Raw genomic sequence first — 19510 nt, forward strand, 5'->3', positions numbered from 1 at the left:
GTCAGTCCGCAAAATAGAGATCTGTGTGATAGTCAAACGGGGAGTCGAAGTCACTGAGCATCGGGTGACGCATGTCTTTCTCGCTGAGAATGGCCTTGCCGGGCTCGATGAGCCAGTCGATGCCGAGCGATGTATCAAGAATCGATATTCCGCCGTCGGCCTGCGGGGCGTAGTAGTTGTCACATTTATACTGGAAGACGGCGATGTCGGAGAGCACGGCGAAACCGTGGGCGAAACCGCGGGGCACGAAAAACTGACGGTGATTGTCTTCCGACAGCTCGACCGCCACGTGGCGGCCATAGGTCGGGGAGCCTTTGCGGATGTCAACGGCCACGTCAAGCACACGGCCTTTGACGCAGCGCACAAGCTTTGACTGCGTGAACGGCGGAGCCTGAAAATGGAGTCCGCGCATTACTCCGTAGGATGAGCAGCTTTCATTATCCTGCACAAAATCCACAGGGCGCACTTTTTCATCGAATTCTTTCTTTGAATAGCTTTCGAAAAAATATCCTCGTGAGTCGGCGAAGATGCGGGGCTCGATTATCACCACGCCTTCGATATCGGTCTTGATCACTTCCATTTTATGTGAGTGTATGTCAGTCGAGATTTGGGGAATCGGTACGGTCAATCTCGTCAATCACCTTCATCAGATATTGTCCGTACTGGTTTTTCAGCATAGGTTTTGCGATTTCGATCATCCGCTCGCGTGAGATCCATCCCTGGCGGTATGCTATGCCCTCAAGGCAGGCAATCTTCAGCCCCTGGCGCTTCTCAAGCACCTCGACATAGATCGAAGCCTCGGCGAGAGAATCGTGAGTGCCTGTGTCGAGCCAGGCAAAACCGCGGGGAAGAGTCTGCACACGCAGTTCGCCGTCATTCAGAAACTCCTGGTTGACAGTGGTGATCTCCAGCTCTCCGCGGGCTGAGGGTTTGATGCGTGAAGCCACGTCGACAACCTTGTTCGGGTAGAAATAGAGGCCTACCACCGCATAGTTCGACTTCGGATGCTCAGGTTTCTCCTCGATCGACAGGCAGTTGCCATCCTTGTCGAACTCCGCCACTCCATAGCGTTCGGGATCACTTACCCAATAGCCGAACACTGTGGCCTTGTCGCTCTTCTCAGCAGCGGCAACTGACTCCTGGAGCAGCCCGGAGAAGCCTGCGCCGTGGAAAATGTTGTCGCCAAGCACAAGGCAGGCGCAGTCATCACCTATGAAATCCTTGCCGATGATAAAAGCCTGGGCCAATCCGTCGGGCGACGGCTGTTCGGCATACTCGAAGCGGACACCGAAGTCGCTGCCATCGCCGAGCAGACGCTTGAAGCCGGGTAGATCGGCCGGGGTTGATATGATCAGAATGTCTCTTATTCCGGCCAGCATCAGGGTGGAGACCGGATAGTAGATCATGGGTTTGTCATAGATAGGGAGCATCTGTTTGCTGACTCCCTTGGTGATAGGGTAGAGGCGTGTGCCTGAACCTCCGGCCAATACGATTCCTTTCATATGTTTGTGAAGTGGGCTGGTTGCAGGTGGAGCTGTCACAAATTTATTTTCGCGGAGAGGTCTGTGACGATGCAAAATTACGAAATTTTAGATGATTTTTCAAATCCGGCCATCTGTTTTTTTCAATCATTCACCGGCAGGCCTCCCGGACTACAGGCTTGATGGACTCGTTGGGAATAGATAATATAAAGACCACCTGCAATTTCTGCGGATGGTCTGAATCAGAGGGTGTTCAAAAACAACCTCTTAATTTTTTCAGGGTTGCTTACCAGCCCGGATTTTGTGTCAGATTGAGATTGCGTTCCATCTCAACGAGCGGAATGGGCCAAAGTTCATGGCGCGGTTGATATGAACGTGTGTACATCAGATCACCGAAAATATCAGTGGCATCCTTCACCGATTCTTCAAGCAGTCCCCAGCGGCGGAGGTCCCAGTAACGCTGGCCTTCACCGGCGAGTTCGAAGGCGCGTTCTCTCCGGATTCTTTCAGCCATTTCCTCTTTGCTGCCTACGGCAAGCCATGCCGGACCTCTGTCAAGGCCGGGCATACCTACGCGGGCGCGCACTTTGTTGACTTCGACTATGGCCTTGTCTGTAGCTCCGCTTTCATTGTAAGCCTCAGCCAGCATCAGCAGCACATCGCCGAGGCGCAGCAAGGGGAATTCATAGGGTGTGCGGTTGTATTCTCCCCAATAGCCGTCGAGATTGCCTGTCGGTATCCATTTGCGCCAGAAGTATGAATTCCATCCTTCGGAGTTGCGTATGAATGCCATAGCTTCCATCGGAGCACCGCCATTGGAGGGATCGGCAAGCACAAACTGCTTATCCATCGGATTTGATCCGGCATCCGTGCCCAGATAGTGGGAGTATGGGGTGATTACGTTCAGACACAGACGCGGATCGCGCAGACGGTATGCGTCCATGACTTTCGATGTGTCGCAGTCAAGAGTGCTTGTGACCATTGTGCTGGCCTGGTCTATGGCTACTCGCATGTAGCTTTTGCGCAGGTCGGAGCCGCCGTTGTTGAACCCCGGAAACAGATCGTCCCAGTCAAAGGGAGATCCATCGAGATTTTCATACATATCAACGAGTGTGGTCGAGGGTACGATGGCATTGCCTGCAATTAGGCGCATGGTGGATTTGTTGCCGAAATAAGACACTATGTCAAGAGCGTAGCCGGCGGTGTTGCCGTCGATCGACTGGATCGAGAAGATCATTTCGGGACTATGGCTGCCGTTATAGAGGCGAAACAGTTCATTGTAGTCGGGATGAAGCGAATAGCCGTAGTTTTCGGACTTGTTGTAGACAATCTCCTCGAAGTCTGCAATTGCCTTGTCCCACTGGCGGTCGAAGAGGTAGACTTTGCCTCGCAAAGCGTAGGCCGCACCCTTGGTGGCGCGTCCGAGATTCTCGGCATCCCAGCTTACCGGCAGTTTGGCGATGGCTTCGGTCAGATCGTCGATTATATGTTGTCTGATTTCTTCTGCCGAACTGCGCGGGGCGTCAAGGTGGGCAAACTGTTCGTTAATGTCACAGCTTTCGTCATAATATGGCACTCCACCCCAGCAGTTGAGCATTCGGAAATAGGCCATAGCACGGAGAAATTTGGCCTCTCCGGTGACGCGATCGATGGTTGTGGCGCTGATAGGCATTGTGGCCACGTTGCGGATTACTGTGTTGGAGCGGTGGACGAGTTCATAGAGATACTGCCAGTGATTCTGTACTCCTGAGCTGTTTGAGGCGAACGATGTGCCGCGCGAAATATCGGCCCAGGGGCTTGTGCCGTCAGCCAGATCACTGCACATGTCAAATGTGAACTCCAGTCCGAAGCACCATGTGGATTTCATTGCGGCATACATTCCGATGGCTGCCTGCCGGGCATGGTCTTCGGTCTGCCAGAAATTCTGTCCCGACATCTGGTCGCCGGGTGTATAATCAAGGCTTTCGCAGCTGCAGAGCGCGGCTGCTGCGAGGGTGATTCCTGCGAGATATTTCAGCTTAAAATTGTGTGTCATAATGTCAGAATGAAACGTTTAGACCTACCGAATACTGGCGAACCGACGGATAGCCGACTGTGGCGCCGACTTCCGGGTCGAGACCGGGAAAGTCTGTGATTGTAAAGAGGTTGTCTATGCTGGCATAGACCTTGAAGTTTTCAACAAAGAATTTTCTGGTGATCTCCTGAGGGATGGTGTAGCCGAGCTGGATGTTCTTGCATCTCAGATAGGCGGCGTTGTGGACAAAAGCATCGCTGGCAATGTTGTTTCTGCCGTTTGAACTGTTGCGCAGGACCGGATATTTCGAATTGTAGGGATTTTCCGGAGTCCAGGCGTTGTCGGTGATGTCTTTGTTTAGTGACTGTCCCATGACTGTCACGAAGCGGAAGGCCTGGTTGTTGTAATAGACCTGATGGTTGCCAACGCCCTGCAGGAGCATGCTGAAGTCAAAGTTGTTCCATCTGATTCCGAGACTGCCGCCGTAGGTGAGCCGCGGCAGTGTTCCGTGGCCTATCTCCACGCGGTCGGCAGTGTCGAGTTTGCCGTCGCCGTTTGCGTCGCGATAGAGGAAGTCGCCGAGTTCCGGACGCTGGTAGGTGGCGAAATAGTCGGGGTTGCGGTCAACGAGTGACTGCACATAGTCGAGATCGGCCTGATCGCGGACAATGCGGTCGACGGTGATGACATACAGCTGGTTGATCGGCTTGCCCTCCTGGGTCTTGTAGACTCCGCTGATCGACGATACGTCGCCTTGGAATTTTGTGACCTTGTTGGTGACAAATCCCATGTTGAAGCCAAGGTCATAGGACACTTTGCCTATGCGGTCGTTCCAGTGGATGTCAAATTCGAAGCCTTTGTTGTTGACCTCGCCGGCATTCTGGTTGGGGACGGTGCTGGTGCCGTGTTCAAGCGGTGCCGGGAGTGAGATGAGGATTCCTTTGGTGTTCTTGTTGTAGATGTCGACAGATCCGCTCAGACGGCTGTTGAGGAAAGCGTAGTCAATGCCAAGGTTGGTCATATATGTCTTCTCCCAGGTGAGTTCCGGATTGGCGAGCACGGTCTGGGCAAGGCCTCCGGCAATGTTGCCGTTGAGAATGTAGTTGGCGGTGGCAAAGAGAGACTGATACATATAGTAGCTGGTGGTCTCATTGTTGCCGAGCGATCCGTAAGACGCTCTGATTTTCAGCTGGTCGAGCCATGAAGCAGTTCCGTGCATGAAGCCTTCTTCCGAGATGCGCCATGCAGCTGAGACTGAGGGAAAGTAGCCCCAGCGTTTTCCGGGAGCGAATTTCGACGAGCCGTCGGCGCGCAGATTGGCTTCGAGCAGATACTTGTCATCCCAGTTGAGGTTCACGCGGCCGAAGTATGAGCGCATGGCCCATTCGTTGTAGTTTCCGGTGATGCTGCCGTTTGTTGTTCCGGCGTCAATCGCTCCGAGCGAGGGATCTACGAGATCATACTTTATGAAGTAGTCCTGGTCATATTTATTGTACTCCTGGCTCATGCCGGCAAGCACTGATGCTTCAAGGCGGCTGACGTTGAAGCTATAGTTGGCTGTCAGTTCCGAAGAGCGGAAGGTGTTGCGGTAGTTGTAACGGCGGATGTAGGTGCGGACAACGCCTTCGCGTATCAGCACCGGGCCGTCGAATGTGAAGCGGTAGAGGTCGCGGTCAGTCAGATGATGTTCCATGTTGCGCTCCCAGTAATTGTAGGAGAACGAGCCTTTGACTGTCAGACCTTTCAGCGGCTGGAGCATGGCGTAGAGCTTGATTACCGACCGTTTTGTCTTGGTGGGGTAGTCGGTGTCGTAGAACCACTGGCGGCGATAGGGGTTGAAGTTGCTTACGTTTTCTTCCTCCGGATTCTGGATGCCGCCGTAGAGTCCGGTGGCGGGATCGTAGAGCGTCATGCCGGGGACGGTGTTGAAGGCGCCTGATCCGAAGATGACATCGCCTCCGGCAGCCGCGTTTTCAGACGACGGGTTGTTTTCGTCGATATATCCGAAAAGATTGGTGCCTACGGTGAGCCAGGGCTTGATGGTGACATCAAGGTTGGTGCGGAGCTGATAGCGCTTGTAGTCTGTGTAATATATCATGCCGGGGTTGTTGACGTAGCCCAGCGAGATGTTGTATCTGACAGATTTCGATCCTCCCGTGACAGATAGATTGTGGTTCTGTACCACCGAGGGATTTCTGTAGATATGGTCCTGCCAGTCGGTGTTGGGATAGATGGTGGGGTTGCGTCCGGCATCGTTGCGCCATTCGTCGATCTTCCCCTGAGAGAAGCGGGGTGCTTGTCCGTTGACAATGAGACCGGCGTTCTGGATCTCCATGAAATCGGCATAGTCGGTGACGAGGTTGAGGCGTTTTGCCACGGTTTCGAACGATACGTTGCCGCTGTATGTGACTCTCGGAGATTCTTCAGCCCCCTGGCGTGTGGTCACGAGGATGACACCATTGGCGGCTCTTGAGCCGTAGATGGCTGACGATGCCGCGTCTTTGAGCACTGAGATGTTTTCGATGTCCTGAGGATTGATGTCGCTGAGGGCTATTCCGGTCATGCCGTCGACCACAACGAGAGGTGCGGAGTTGTTGAGAGTGCCCTGGCCTCTGACAAGGATCGACTGCGATTCGAATCCGGGGGTATTGCCGCCTGAGTTGCTCACCGAAAGGCCTGAGGCGAGGCCGGCGAGTGCGTTTGTAGCATTGGTGAGAGGACGGTCTTTGAGAGCATCGCTGCCGATTGAAGAGATAGCTCCGGTGAGGTCAACTTTTTTCTGGACCGCATAGCCCACCACCACAACTTCGTCAAGCACAGAGCTGTTTGCTTCCATCTTGATGTCGTAGCGCTCACGTCCGTCGGCAAGGCGGATCTTTACGGTCTTGAATCCGAGATAGGATGCGAGAAGTATTTCGTTGTCATGCACGTCAGGCAGAGTGAAGTTGCCGTCGACATCACTGATGGCTGATTTTTTAGGATTTCTTCTGATTCTGACTGTAACACCTGGGAGTGGTTCGCCGGTCTTATCGGTTATTGTGCCGGTTACAGTATAGGCTGGTGATGTCACAGGTGCTGTGAGCGGTTCTTCCGCTATGATTGTGTTTGTGTTGGCGGACAAAGAAGCACTTCCTGTAAGTATGATGAACAGAACTGATGAAAGATATTTCATTGTAGTTTATTGCAAATTATGACAACAAAGGTAAAATTGCAACAAATACGATAAAAGTATGTGTAAACAGACAGCCGAAATCTGACAATGAAATGCAATGCGGAGGAGTAGGGAGCGAATGGGGCGGGGTGGAGGGCGGGGCTGGATAAAATAAAAAATCCGCAATAATCGTCAGACGATCTGTTGCGGATTTTTCGAGGTGTCCGAGATGAGATTCGAACTCACACAGCCTTACGGCCACTACCCCCTCAAAGTAGCGTGTCTACCAATTCCACCACCCGGACATAGGTGTTTGTCTGTCAAGACATCTGTTGGTTGTCATTAGAGCGAAAAACGGGACTCGAACCCGCGACCCCAACCTTGGCAAGGTTGTGCTCTACCAACTGAGCTATTTTCGCGAGTTTGGTGACTCGACAGACAAGTGGTTTTAAATCAGTAACGGTCGAAAAACGATCCATTACAGATTTAATCGAGGTGTCCGAGATGAGATTCGAACTCACACAGCCTTACGGCCACTACCCCCTCAAAGTAGCGTGTCTACCAATTCCACCACCCGGACATGGTGTCTGTCAAGATTTCTGTTGAAGGTTTGATGGAGCGAAAAACGGGACTCGAACCCGCGACCCCAACCTTGGCAAGGTTGTGCTCTACCAACTGAGCTATTTTCGCAAGTGCGAAAACTCGACAGACAAGTATTTTAAATGTTCTCTTTGAGCGAAAAACGGGACTCGAACCCGCGACCCCAACCTTGGCAAGGTTGTGCTCTACCAACTGAGCTATTTTCGCAAATCTGATGGCTTTAAACGGTGTCATTTCCGTTTTGCGATGCAAAGGTAGGAAGTTATTTTCGGCTGTGCAAATATTCTTAGCTAATTTAATAGTCGTTAACAAAAGTAGCGCTGAGGGGGTTGTGGAATGTGAACTGATGTTAAATATTATTGCTGCGCTTTCAACTATAAGCCGCACGGAGATGTTTCTGCTATAAATGATTATTTTTTAGAAGAAAATAGGTATGAAAAAACTGATACTTCTGCGACACGGGCAGAGCCAATGGAATCTTGAAAACCGCTTTACGGGATGGACCGATGTGGAACTTTCGCCCAAAGGCCGCGTAGAGGCCCGGAGGGCGGGGGAACTGATAGCAGCGTCAGGCCTTGAGCCGCGATATTGTTTCACTTCCTATCTGCGCCGTGCCATCCAGACTCTTGATATAACGCTTGACGCTATGGACAGGCTGTGGCTGCCGGTGGTGAAAGACTGGCACCTTAACGAGCGCCACTATGGTGCATTGCAGGGGCTGAACAAGGCTGACACGGCTGCTAAGTTCGGCGATGAGCAGGTGCACATCTGGCGTCGGAGTTATGATGTGGCGCCTCCGGCTTTGGCTGTGAATGACGAGCGCTATCCGGGGGCTGATCCGCGCTATGCCTCTCTTCCGGAGGAGGACTTGCCGCTGACGGAGTCACTTGAGGATACGGTCAGGCGTGTGGCACCATGCTGGGAAGAGCTGATTGCGCCGGCGCTTGCGGTCTATGGCACTGTCTTTGTGGCGGCCCACGGCAACTCGCTTCGCGCGCTGGTGATGATGCTTTTGAAGAAGACACCTGAGGAGATTGTTGCGGAAGAGATCCCAACCGGAGTGCCACGTGTCATCGGTCTGAGCGATCGCCTGGCGGTGGAGTCTGACCGATATCTTAAATAATATTGCGGGGATTGAAAGAGAAAAGTGGTGATGAATCTTCTGATTCATCACCACTTTGGGTGAACAGTGGGGGTCGAACCCACGACCTTCGGAACCACAATCCGACGCTCTAACCAACTGAGCTATGCTCACCATGTTTTGGTTTTGCGCTGCAAAGGTAGGGCGTTTTTTTGAATCTACCAAATATTTTTCAATAAAATTTGCGCTATTTTTTTGTGGCGAGGTGCGCCGAGGCTGCGATGGGCTGCAAAAAAGGTCCGAGACCGATAGGAAAATGGAGGGAAAACGCAGCGTCATTACATATGTTATTATATAAGGTGGGGGAAATGTGGAAAAAAATCATTAACGCAATTATATACAATACACACCTAAGTTAGTATAAAGGCGTTTAAGTGGAATGTTCCTGCATATGGCCTGCACTTTTCTGTCTAATTAAAGGTCTTTATACTGACTTTTAGACTGATTATTGCAATAAAAATAACCTAAGATTTTGTTACTCAGAAATTTGGATATATCACCGATTTTTACTAACTTTAAGCAAATTTCGGTGAAATATGAGCGAAAAATATAATCTTTTCTACTTCTTTAAACAATTTCCCGATGAAGATGCCTGCCGAAAATATCTTGAGAAACGCAGATGGAATAATTCACCTATTTGTCCGCATTGCTGCAATGCACAAAAGATATACCGCTATAAAAATGGCAAAACATTCAAATGCGCACATTGCCTAAAGCAGTTCAAAGTTACGACAGGCACCATATTCGAGAACTCTAACATATCCTTACAGAAATGGTTTCTCACATTCTACTTAATCGCGTTATCAAAGAAAGGCATTAGCTCCGTTGAGTTGTCAAAAATAATCGGTGTAACGCAAAAGACAGCGTGGTATCTTTTGCACAAGATACGATATATGCTGGAACATCGTAATTCCGACAACCAATTACGCGGTATAGTAGAAGTTGATGAAACTTATGTAGGTGGTAAGAAGAAAGGGAAGCGTGGTAGGGGTTCCGAAAATAAAACTCCTGTATTCGGAGCTGTGCAACGCAGAGGTCGTTTATCCATAATACCGGTGGAAAACACCAAGCGGAAAACATTAGAGCCGATTATTCACAAAAGGATAAAAGGAGGTTCCCATATTATGAGTGACGAATGGCGGGCGTACACAAAACTTGATACGGATTATGAACATAGCATAGTCAAACATAAAATCAAGGAATATGTGCGTGGTAATGTCCATACAAATACTATTGAGGGTGCATGGTCACATTTGAAAAGGTCAATGATGGGAACTTACCATAGACCAAGTAAAAAGCACCTTGATAAGTATTGTGCGGAATATGAGTTCACATATAACACTCGAAAGGAATCGCCATTAGCTAAATTCAATCAAATAATAGATAAAAATTTAATCCGTGTCGGCTATTCGGATATAACCGGCACATAAAATATTTTACATTTATGGAAATAGTTTCAGTGAAACTCGTGATGTTCAAACAAAAAACCATACACGAGGAGGGAGAGTATTGTAGTTACTGTCCAGCATTAGGCGCGTTCCACGTTATGACTTCTTTTGAAAAATTACTTGCCTATATGCAAGACCGACTTGAAAGAGACCTTGCAGGACGTATTCATTACCGCAATCTTAAAAATAGAGGTTGGGAAGTGAGTGAAAATTCGGCAAAACCACCTACCTTTGCAGATGAGGAATTGGTGAAACGTACCGAAGAATCATTTGAAGTCAAAATTAAAGAACCCATTATCGTAGAATTATATGCCGAACTCACACCACCAAGAGACCCATACTCCCACTTGTTTCCACACGAGAATAGTTGAGGACTTTTTAGGAGTACACGATTTCATACCAGCAATTCTCACAGAGTGTACGTTGTTCAAAAAAGGAGAACTCCGTGTAGAAGTTCCCCATTTGAAAATGCTATCCAAAAATAAAGTTATGGATTTACTCGTTGATGCGGAAATGTCATTTAGTGAGTTTGAAGATTACAACAATCATCTGCAAGCAATGAAAGGTTTTGATGAATTGGTAAAAATCTCAGGACGCACATTGAAAAAGTAATTTATTTTTTATTTTTACTGCTTGATGCAAGCAAAATTATCCCTGCCACCGTAGCACATATCCAACCCGCAGTCCCGAAAAACAAAAGGACGATAAACAATATCGCAATAACACAGCCTTTCATCTTATTTGGTTCTGTAAATGGCTATTTCATATTCATTGGCATATCTGCCACTATTCGCTACATCCAAATAAACCTTTCCGTTTTTTGTTGTCTTTCGGTATTGGATAACATTAGTATTGTACACATCTGAAACAATCTTGCCTGTATTAGACCGGATATTTACATTTTTACCCGTACCGACTTTTTCATATCCATAATCCAAAGCCTTCTTGACAAAGTTATCAGCATCTTCACCAAATAGACGGAGTGTCATTTGGGTGATTACCCCTTTTTCATTGGCTTCCATACCTACAAAGCAGGTTCCAAAATCATAGAAAAAAGTTAAGTTTAGGATTTGCGCTGGAGTTACCTCCAATTCCTTTTCGATAGTCGCTATCGTTAAAAAGGAAGCACCTATCCAATTGGTGTAATATTCAGGAGTGAGTAATGCAGCGCGTTTCTCCTCCGCACTTGACGGGACTTGCGCCATTGTTGTTAGAGCCAATACCGCGAAAAATACGGTAAGAACCAACTGCTTGAATTTTATTTGGGTCAAGCCGAAAGCACGGTGCATGAATTTTGAGAAAAGTGTTAAATTTGTGGCATGAAAACCGCAGATGCAATATGGATGTGCCTGCCCGAGGGCATGGACGAACTATTTGAAATGGTGCGCTTCGAGCGCACGGAACAGTCCTATGACATATGGCTTGACGAAAAGAAGAAACTGTCTGATGAAGACTATCGTAATCCAAATATCGTAGCGCGAGGCTATACGGATTATGTAACAATACAGGACTATCCGATGCGTGGACGGCCTGTATTTCTTCACATGCGCAAGAACAAGTGGTGGGACAGGCAGACCAACGAAATCTTCAGCTACAATCTCGAACTTCCCAACGAGGAAGGAACACGACTCAGCGCCGAGTTCGTGGCTTTTTTAAAAGACGAAGGTGGAGACGACAGCCCTGTCGATTAAACAGATAGCGCAGATGTACTGCGTCAACGGCAAACATTTTGCCGACTTGTACCGCAATAAGATAAGCGGTTACGCCGACTGGTGCGAACAGGAGCTTGGCTGTGGGTTCTATTTCAACGCCGATAATATCGGCCCTTACATGAGTCTTGATGAGACGTGTCTGAGCAACGGGGAGGTATGGACGTTCCTGACCAACAAGGACGGCCACGGAGGCAAGGGAACACTTGCGGCAGCCATTCCCGGAACAAAGAGTGACGAAATTATATCCATACTCATCGGAGCTATGGAGAAATCAATCAGACGCAGGGTCAAGGAAGTGACCTGCGATCTCTCGCCATCAATGATGCTCATAGCCGCAGAAGTGTTCTATAACGCCCATGTAGTCAACGACCGTTTTCATGTCCAACAGGTCTATAATGAGGCCGTTGACGAAATCCGCATTGACATTCGCCGACAGCTCATCGCAGAGGAAAACAACCGCAACAAGTCCGAACCGCCGGTAACGTACTCCAACGGAGAGACCATGCGCCAGATACTGGCTCGCAGCAAACACACTCTGATGATGTCGCAGAACAAATGGACTGACATACAGCGCCATCGTGTCAACATACTGTTCAAATACTATCCAATATTGAAGGCTGCATACAGCCTTGCGATGGAGCTGCGCAAGATTTTCAACGCTAAAATCTCACCGACAAAAGCCATGGGGAGGATGAACAAGTGGTATGAAAAGGTAATGGCATTGGGTAACAACAACTTCCGCTCGGTAATCAAAACATTCAAGAACCACGCCCCAACAATCCTGAACTATTTCCGTCGTCGTGCGACCAATGCCTCTGCCGAGGCATTCAACTCTAAAGTCAAAATATTTCGCTCACAAATGCGTGGTGTCCGGGACCGCGACTTCTTCATCTTCCGATTAGTCAAACTCTACGCCTAAAAATTTAACACTTCTAATTGCCCAATTTAACATATGCACCGTGCTTTCGGCTTGAGCCTTTTATTTCCATTTTACATTATTTAGTTAGACAATATTCTGTAAAATGGCAACGATACATACGAAAAACGTAGAACCGAAGCCCAACGTCGTCGTGGCCTACCACAGCCAACTTTCCCATGAGCATGGTTCTACGTTATGCGCGTAGACATACCTCGCCCATTGGGAAAGTTATCAGTAAGCCTTATCTTATATCAAGGTGGTAGTTCGACGACGATTAGGCTATATGTTACAAAAGAACGCAAGCATTCGATTTGTAACACAAAGGTAGTATATTTTTATAAAAATAGCTAAATCTAAGAGTATTTTTCTCTTGTATTTGTTTTTAATTAGTAAATTTGCAGAAAATATATGACTCGAACTATGTGTAAAATCTCTGTAGATACTGTGATTAGAGCAAATAAACGCACTATTCAGCAAAGCCGTAGTAACCAAATTAACTATGGTGAAGTTATTATGCAGACATCGGAGTTAAATATATCTGTTTCAGTTATGGGTGTGATTCACTCCAGAACAATTTCAACTAAACAAATTAGAGAATCCTTTGAAAAAGCTATAAATCTTCATGTCAAGAAACTATAATTACATATATTCTCAACTGGTAGAGGATAAAGCCGACATTATAGGGCATATTGCTTATGCTTTATACAAAGAAGATAAAATAGACTACATTACAAAGTTTAAGCATGAAAATGGGGGTACAGAGCCAACAGAGGAAGACCTTAAACCTTTTAATCTCATAAGTAGTACCCAAAATAGTCTCGACAGATACAAATTCATAGCCTCATGTATCTTGCAGACTTTTCTCTCTAACTCATTAGAAGAGTCTAAAAAGGATGTTGAGGATAATATGAATCAAAATCACCTTGCTTTAATGGATGAAGTCATTAAACCGATAAAACCGGCATCAACATGGAAGTGTTACATACATGGGACACTTCAAAGTGTTCTTGGTGCATTTATATTCATGCTACTTTTATGCAGTTTAATGTTTATTCTGAATTTTTCTGAGAATCAGTATACACTTACGTTTGGAGGTAAAGGCGACGCTAAAATTGAAAAAGTTGTAAATAGCTCTATGCCTAACGATTCTATCTTTCATGAAGAGTCAAAACAAGAGTAATTTTGCACTCTCTATTTAATATCTTTTTTGGTGTAAATAGTATATAATTACGATCATTAAATTTGCAGCCAATTATGAAGAATATCCGCAATTTTTGTATCATAGCCCATATTGACCACGGCAAGAGCACTCTTGCCGACCGTCTGCTTGAATATACCAATACTGTAGCCGCCAAGGACCTGCAGGCACAGGTGCTTGACGACATGGATCTGGAGCGTGAGCGAGGGATCACTATCAAGAGCCACGCCATACAGATGAACTTCCATCTTGATGGCGAGGACTACATCCTGAACCTGATCGACACTCCCGGACACGTTGACTTCTCATATGAAGTCTCGCGTTCGATTGCGGCCTGCGAGGGCGCGCTGCTGATTGTCGATGCCTCACAGGGCATCCAGGCCCAGACCATATCGAATCTCTACATGGCGATTGACAATGATCTGGAGATAATTCCGGTCATCAACAAAGTGGACCTCGACAGTGCGAAACCCGATGAGGTGGAAGATCAGATTGTAGACCTGCTCGGCTGCGATCCATCGGAAGTGATCCGCGCCAGCGGCAAGACCGGTATAGGCGTGCCTGACATTCTGCGTGCCATCGTAGAGAGAGTGCCCGCCCCCCAGGGCGATCCGCAGGCTCCGCTGCAGGCTCTGATTTTCGACTCCGTATTCAATCCCTTCCGCGGTATCATTGCCTATTTCAAGATTGTCAACGGCACGATCCGGAAGAACGATTTCGTGAAATTCGTGGCTACCGGCAAGCAGTATAATGCAGATGAGATCGGGGTGCTCAAACTCGACATGCAGCCCTGCCAGGAACTCTCTGCCGGCAATGTAGGCTATATAATTTCCGGCATCAAGACCTCGCGCGAGGTGAAAGTGGGCGATACGATCACCCATGTCAACACACCCTGCGATGCGGCGATCGACGGTTTCGAGGAGGTGAAGCCTATGGTATTTGCCGGAGTCTACCCGATCGAGACCGAAGATTTTGAAAATCTCCGTTCCTCGCTCGAAAAACTCCAACTCAATGACGCCTCGCTGACATTCCAGCCAGAGTCATCGATGGCTCTCGGTTTCGGCTTCCGTTGCGGCTTCCTCGGACTGCTCCACATGGAGATCATTCAGGAGCGTCTCGGACGTGAGTTTGACATGGATGTGATCACGACCGTGCCCAACGTGTCTTACCGCGTCTTTGACAAGCACGGCAACATGACCGAGGTCCATAACCCTTCCGGTCTTCCGGAGGCAACGCTCATAGACCATATCGAAGAGCCTTATATCAGAGCCTCGATCATTACTGCGGCCGATTATATCGGACCGATCATGACCCTCTGTCTGGCGAAGCGCGGCGAGCTTGTCAAGCAGGAATATATCTCAGGCAACCGCATGGAGCTGATATTCGACATGCCTCTCGGCGAGATCGTGATCGACTTCTATGACAAACTCAAGAGCATCTCGAAGGGCTATGCCTCGTTTGACTATCATCTGCATGACTTCCGCGAGTCGAAACTGATCAAGCTTGACATTCTGCTCAACGGAGAGAGTGTGGACGCTCTGTCAACTCTTACCCATGTGGACAATGCCGTGACCTTCGGGCGCCGCATGTGTGAGAAACTCAAGGAACTGATACCCCGCCAGCAGTTCGACATCGCTATTCAGGCGGCCATCGGTGCCAAGATCATAGCCCGCGAGACTATCAAGGCCGTGCGCAAGGATGTGACGGCCAAGTGTTACGGCGGTGACATCTCGCGTAAGCGCAAACTGCTCGAAAAGCAGAAGAAAGGTAAGAAGCGCATGAAGCAGATCGGTTCGGTGGAAGTGCCGCAGAAAGCATTCCTCGCAGTGCTGAAACTGGACTGACACCTATTATAGTAAGGATATCAAAAAAGCATGGAGAGAGATGCCGTTACGGTGTCTCTCTCTTATTTTCTTCGGGCGTGACATATTGTCAGATTTCCGGGGCGAAAGGAAACATGCGACGAGTAGTTTGTGAGCAAAAATTGATAGAATGCTTAAATTCTGTGTCAAAAAGTTGCAAAAGCCAAAAAAAATTCTCACCTTTACGGCTGAACTTAAAAAATATAACAGATTAAGCGATAGTTTAAAACAACATCTAATAAATCAACCTAAATCTATAACATTCCTGGTCATGAAGAAATTTTTACTTCCGGTTGCAGGGCTTCTTTGTGGAATTGCCGGTGCTCAGGCTGATGTGGTCACCATCAACTGCTATGAGGTTCCCAGCTATTGGAGATTTGCTGACAAAAAGATCTTTGATCCGATAGATCATGAACTGATAATCAATGAAGACGGGACATATACGGTAAAGAAATTTTTAAATTCAGAACTTGATCTCACATTTTCGGTAGACGGCACAAGAAAAGTCTATAACGGAGATGAGGGATACAGGACTCGTTTTCCGAAAGAAGTATGGAACTCGCCTATACTTGATTTCGCTCCTCCAGTCTATACGAGCTCTGTCGAAAATTCTGCAGAAGCTAAATATGAGGTGCTTATACCCGGCACTGAGGACCCGTATATGTATAAGGTGATGCCTGTTGACGGCTATGTGTATTATAGTCTCGGTCAGTATATTCCTGTGCCGAAGAAGGAACTTTCTTTTCCGGTGATAATTTATAGAAATCATTCGGTTGCTGAATTTAAGGGCGAGGATGACAAAGGTAAGCATTATAGAATATGGGTTGCCAACAGATTCCGTATTCCCGTGGGCAATAAGGTTGATGAATACGGAAACGAAAATCCGGCGTATAGCGAAAAAGAACTTTCGGGATGGGCTATCTTTGACATGACTATTCCGAGTGATCCGGTCAATGTTTCATATGTAGATTCGTCGGACAATAAGCTGTTTGAGGATACCAAGAGCGTTATTCTCCACAGAGAAGACCGTTCGACCAGCGTGTATAACTTCCTGAATTCAGGAGTGAAGATCGGCCTGAAGACCACGGGTGATGAAGTGGCTGCCGGCAAGTCATCAGTTGTGTTTACCGAGGGCTTCGACAGTGCGAAAGATCCCGAACAGTATCAGGAGCTTGAAGGAGCCGTCTATAGCCTTGTCACAGCAGGCGGTCAGACTGTTACCGGTCCGGTTATGGTGCGTCCTGCGGGTTGCTATGCCGAGCAGATCGAGGAATATTCATTGAACAAGGCTCACTATAAGGCTTATGTCGACATAAAAGTCGGCGATGTCACCGGTTATACAGTGTTTGAGATGAACGGAACCCCGCTTAAGAAAGGCGCTGTCAACACTCTGACTTTCTATGAAATGAAGAGCTACGACTGGAATAAAATCAGTGAATATGATTCTCACATTGATATAATAGACAATAATAATTTTGTGGCCTATGACTTCCTTAGTTCAGGCTTTAATGTGGCATTCCAGTTGAGCGAGCCAAAAGAGCCGAACAGCGATGACTCTTTTTCCGCTTTCCAGGAGCTTGATCTTGCCGCCGGTTTCGGCAAATGGGACCAGGTGCTTGATGACAAGGACAATCTTGTAGAAAGCAATACGCATAAGATTGTAACTATTCCCGACTATCCGAGAGCGGTTCTTGAGTCCAGACTTGACGACGGCAAAGGCGGATACATGATTTTCAGCCCTAAAATCGAGGTTTATGACCATGCTCCTGATCTGGATCTCTGGGGTATGCCTGATGTCTGTCATTATAAAGACGGTAACGGTGTGCGCAAGGTATATGCAGTCTATTTCCAGGATGAAAACAATGTGAACTACAGAGTAGAGTGGGAGCCTAAGGCTGACCAGTCGGGCATTGCAGATATTATTACCGATTCTGAGAATGCTCCTGCTGAGTGGTTTAATCTTCAGGGTATCCGTGTCAGCGGCGAAAACCTGACCCCCGGCATCTACGTGAAGCGCCAGGGCTCGAAGACTGTCAAGGTGCTCGTGAAGTAATCGGCAGGCAGTTTTTTGAACTGAATGATAAAGAAGCCGGCATTCCCGATTCGGGGGTGCCGGCTTGATTTTGGGCGCTTGATCACGAGGTGTGTCAATCTGTTGGAAAAAGGTCATCAAAAATGACAGATTGATAGCAGATGGCATGTTGAATCGTGTCAGATTGACAGATCGTTAAACAAAACTCTACAAAAATTAAAAAATTTGTAGCAAAAAGTTGCAAAACAAAAAAAAACTTCTCAACTTTACAGCGAAACAGAGATATTGATATCAAATTCACAATAAATCTAATTTTAACCAAACACTTTTTTGCTTATGAAGAAGTTTTTACTCCCGATTGTGGGCTTGTTGCTCGGTAGTGCTGCCGCCCAGGCTGACGATGTATCAGTCAAATATTATAAGATAGGCAGTACTACTGCCACAGAACTTCAGGAGGAGCTGTTTAATCCGACCACAAATGAATTAGTGAAGAATGAAGACGGGTCCTATACTCTGAAAAAATATCAGAATTCAATATATGATCTGAAATTTACCATCAAAGACAATGTGCTGGCTTTCCCGGACATAAAGACACCTGGCCTGTTTGTGCTTAAGGATAAGGATGGTCAGAACTGCCGCTTCAACCTTACTACCATCAAGGAATATAAGGATGCCAATGAAGAGATGAACCAGATTCTTGTTGACGGTCTTCTGTATTCATGTATCAATGGAAAACTTAATGGGGTGAAGCTGAAAAGCGAAACTTTTACTCAGACACAGAGACTGGCTGAGTATGAAGTGAGTATAGTGACTTATTTTCTGTATAAAACACCCAATGGTCCTGATTTGATGGATACAAGACGTGATTATGGCGCTGTTGTTTTTAATATGTCTGTTGTTGAGGACCGTGAAGGCGTAGATGTGGCTTATCAGACAGCATCGGGTGCTGAATTGTTCAAGGATTCTTTCAGCCCGGTTGAAATTGGTAGCGACAATTCGTTTAAACTGAGCTATTTCGCCGGATCTGAAGCTGCTGTTTCATTTAAGGTAGGTAGCGCAGGTGCTGACGGAAAAGCTCCTGTGGTATTCACCGCTGGGGTCAGTTCAGATGATCCGGACTCATATCAGGTCATCGAAGGTGCCACATTCAGCCTTCAGGATGCTTCCGGCCAGACCAAAACCGGGGCTCTTGCCGTGAAAACGGCCGGTAGCTATGCTGTTGTTATCGAAGGCTCCGAAACCATTCAGTCTGCACGCTATAAAGTCTATATCAACACTAAGTTCGGCGATCAGACCGGTTTTGCAGTTATAGAAGCAGAAGGTCCCGCTGTGCCAAAAGGTCGACTCGTGGACATGGACTATGCCGTTTATAGTAATCCTACAAGTGTTTATGAAACAGTGCCGACCTATGTTGATATGATTGATGAAACCACTGTTGTGGTCTACAACTTCGGCAGGTCAGGCTATAATATTCCGTTTACTATCAGCGGAAAGACTGTTGCTGCGAACCCGGCGGAAGGAGGCCCAATAGCAACCGCTGCAATACGCGTGGCTGATGATTATGTCGGCACTGACAAGCCTTCAAACAAGTCTCTGACTGTCAAGCTTCCTGATGGAGAACAGTTCAACACACATGTAAAAAACGTCGACGCTCAGTCTAATCCGAGTATATATTATAATCCGACCTTTACAGATGTCAAATACTATAAAGACCGTGTAGACTTCCACATTACATTCGGCACTACCAAATTCGTAGCCGCAAACTGGAGCATGCCGACATCGGAGTCAGGTATTGCAGATGTTGTCGCTGACGAAAACGCACCTGTTGAATGGTATAGCCTCCAGGGTGTCCGCGTCAATGGCGAGAATCTTGCCCCCGGCATCTACATCAAGCGCCAGGGCTCGAAGGCAGTGAAGGTGCTTGTAAAGTAATCAGGAATCTGCTGAAATAG

Annotated in this window: 15 protein-coding genes and 6 tRNA genes; 10 read left to right on the forward strand and 11 right to left on the reverse strand. The window is 47.5% G+C overall.

Annotated features, from left to right (window positions below):
- Position 1: 1 nt before the first annotated feature.
- From rfbC to E7745_RS07225, 9 genes are all read right to left on the reverse strand, one after another.
- The gene (gene rfbC / locus E7745_RS07185) at positions 2 to 580 is read right to left on the reverse strand and encodes a dTDP-4-dehydrorhamnose 3,5-epimerase (protein ID WP_136408545.1); all 579 of its coding nucleotides are present in this window, start codon (positions 578 to 580) and stop codon (positions 2 to 4) included.
- 16 nt (positions 581 to 596) lie between these two features.
- Positions 597 to 1502 carry a glucose-1-phosphate thymidylyltransferase RfbA gene (gene rfbA, locus E7745_RS07190; RefSeq protein WP_107032932.1) on the reverse strand — a complete coding sequence of 302 codons (906 nt, stop codon included), beginning with the start codon at positions 1500 to 1502 and terminating at the stop codon, positions 597 to 599.
- Between the two features lie 265 nt (positions 1503 to 1767).
- On the reverse strand, positions 1768 to 3516 hold the full coding sequence (locus E7745_RS07195) for a RagB/SusD family nutrient uptake outer membrane protein (protein ID WP_124075517.1): 1749 nt from the start codon (positions 3514 to 3516) through the stop codon (positions 1768 to 1770).
- Positions 3517 to 3520: 4 nt separating this feature from the next.
- A complete protein-coding gene (locus E7745_RS07200) occupies positions 3521 to 6667 on the reverse strand; it encodes a TonB-dependent receptor (protein WP_136408546.1) in 3147 nt (1048 codons plus the stop codon).
- Positions 6668 to 6867: 200 nt separating this feature from the next.
- Positions 6868 to 6951 (reverse strand) — tRNA-Leu (locus E7745_RS07205).
- 41 nt (positions 6952 to 6992) lie between these two features.
- Positions 6993 to 7065, reverse strand: a tRNA-Gly gene (locus E7745_RS07210).
- A gap of 77 nt (positions 7066 to 7142) precedes the next feature.
- A tRNA-Leu gene (locus E7745_RS07215) sits at positions 7143 to 7226 on the reverse strand.
- Between the two features lie 34 nt (positions 7227 to 7260).
- Positions 7261 to 7336: transfer RNA gene (locus E7745_RS07220), tRNA-Gly, on the reverse strand.
- 44 nt (positions 7337 to 7380) lie between these two features.
- Positions 7381 to 7453 (reverse strand) — tRNA-Gly (locus E7745_RS07225).
- A 226-nt stretch (positions 7454 to 7679) separates the two neighbouring features.
- Between E7745_RS07225 and gpmA the strand changes: the two genes are divergently transcribed.
- Positions 7680 to 8369, forward strand: coding sequence for a 2,3-diphosphoglycerate-dependent phosphoglycerate mutase (gpmA, locus tag E7745_RS07230; protein ID WP_136408547.1), 690 nt, complete (start codon positions 7680 to 7682; stop codon positions 8367 to 8369).
- 58 nt (positions 8370 to 8427) lie between these two features.
- Here gpmA and E7745_RS07235 read toward each other — a convergent pair.
- Positions 8428 to 8501 (reverse strand) — tRNA-His (locus tag E7745_RS07235).
- 422 nt (positions 8502 to 8923) lie between these two features.
- Here E7745_RS07235 and E7745_RS07240 point away from each other — a divergent pair.
- From E7745_RS07240 to E7745_RS15180, 3 genes are all read left to right on the forward strand, one after another.
- Entirely contained in the window at positions 8924 to 9817 is an 894-nt protein-coding gene (locus tag E7745_RS07240; RefSeq protein WP_136408548.1) for an IS1595 family transposase, read from the forward strand.
- A gap of 14 nt (positions 9818 to 9831) precedes the next feature.
- Positions 9832 to 10206: a hypothetical protein gene (locus tag E7745_RS07245; RefSeq protein ID WP_136408549.1), complete on the forward strand. Its 375-nt coding sequence runs from the start codon at positions 9832 to 9834 to the stop codon at positions 10204 to 10206.
- Between the two features lie 118 nt (positions 10207 to 10324).
- Positions 10325 to 10447 (forward strand): hypothetical protein, encoded by a 123-nt coding sequence (locus E7745_RS15180; protein WP_255575943.1) that lies wholly within the window; start codon positions 10325 to 10327, stop codon positions 10445 to 10447.
- A gap of 125 nt (positions 10448 to 10572) precedes the next feature.
- Here E7745_RS15180 and E7745_RS07255 read toward each other — a convergent pair whose 3' ends face one another.
- A complete protein-coding gene (locus tag E7745_RS07255) occupies positions 10573 to 11124 on the reverse strand; it encodes a hypothetical protein (protein WP_136408551.1) in 552 nt (183 codons plus the stop codon).
- A 30-nt stretch (positions 11125 to 11154) separates the two neighbouring features.
- Here E7745_RS07255 and E7745_RS07260 point away from each other — a divergent pair, with 30 nt between their 5' ends.
- From E7745_RS07260 to E7745_RS07285, 6 genes are all read left to right on the forward strand, one after another.
- Positions 11155 to 11526 (forward strand): transposase family protein, encoded by a 372-nt coding sequence (locus E7745_RS07260; RefSeq protein ID WP_107037111.1) that lies wholly within the window; start codon positions 11155 to 11157, stop codon positions 11524 to 11526.
- A complete protein-coding gene (locus E7745_RS07265; RefSeq protein WP_240740261.1) occupies positions 11501 to 12466 on the forward strand; it encodes a transposase in 966 nt (321 codons plus the stop codon). The genes E7745_RS07260 and E7745_RS07265 overlap by 26 nt, the downstream gene beginning before the upstream one ends.
- Positions 12467 to 13088: 622 nt before the next feature.
- Positions 13089 to 13646, forward strand: a complete 558-nt coding sequence (locus E7745_RS07270; protein WP_136408552.1) for a hypothetical protein — start codon at positions 13089 to 13091, stop codon at positions 13644 to 13646.
- Between the two features lie 74 nt (positions 13647 to 13720).
- Entirely contained in the window at positions 13721 to 15508 is a 1788-nt protein-coding gene (gene lepA, locus E7745_RS07275) for a translation elongation factor 4 (protein ID WP_123400186.1), read from the forward strand.
- Between the two features lie 289 nt (positions 15509 to 15797).
- A complete protein-coding gene (locus tag E7745_RS07280) occupies positions 15798 to 17579 on the forward strand; it encodes a hypothetical protein (RefSeq protein WP_136408553.1) in 1782 nt (593 codons plus the stop codon).
- A 315-nt stretch (positions 17580 to 17894) separates the two neighbouring features.
- Positions 17895 to 19490, forward strand: a complete 1596-nt coding sequence (locus E7745_RS07285; RefSeq protein WP_124075520.1) for a hypothetical protein — start codon at positions 17895 to 17897, stop codon at positions 19488 to 19490.
- Positions 19491 to 19510 lie beyond the last annotated feature (20 nt).

Origin of the sequence: Duncaniella sp. C9 (genome assembly GCF_004803935.1) — a bacterium.
In the GTDB taxonomy this organism is placed as follows: domain Bacteria; phylum Bacteroidota; class Bacteroidia; order Bacteroidales; family Muribaculaceae; genus Duncaniella; species Duncaniella muris.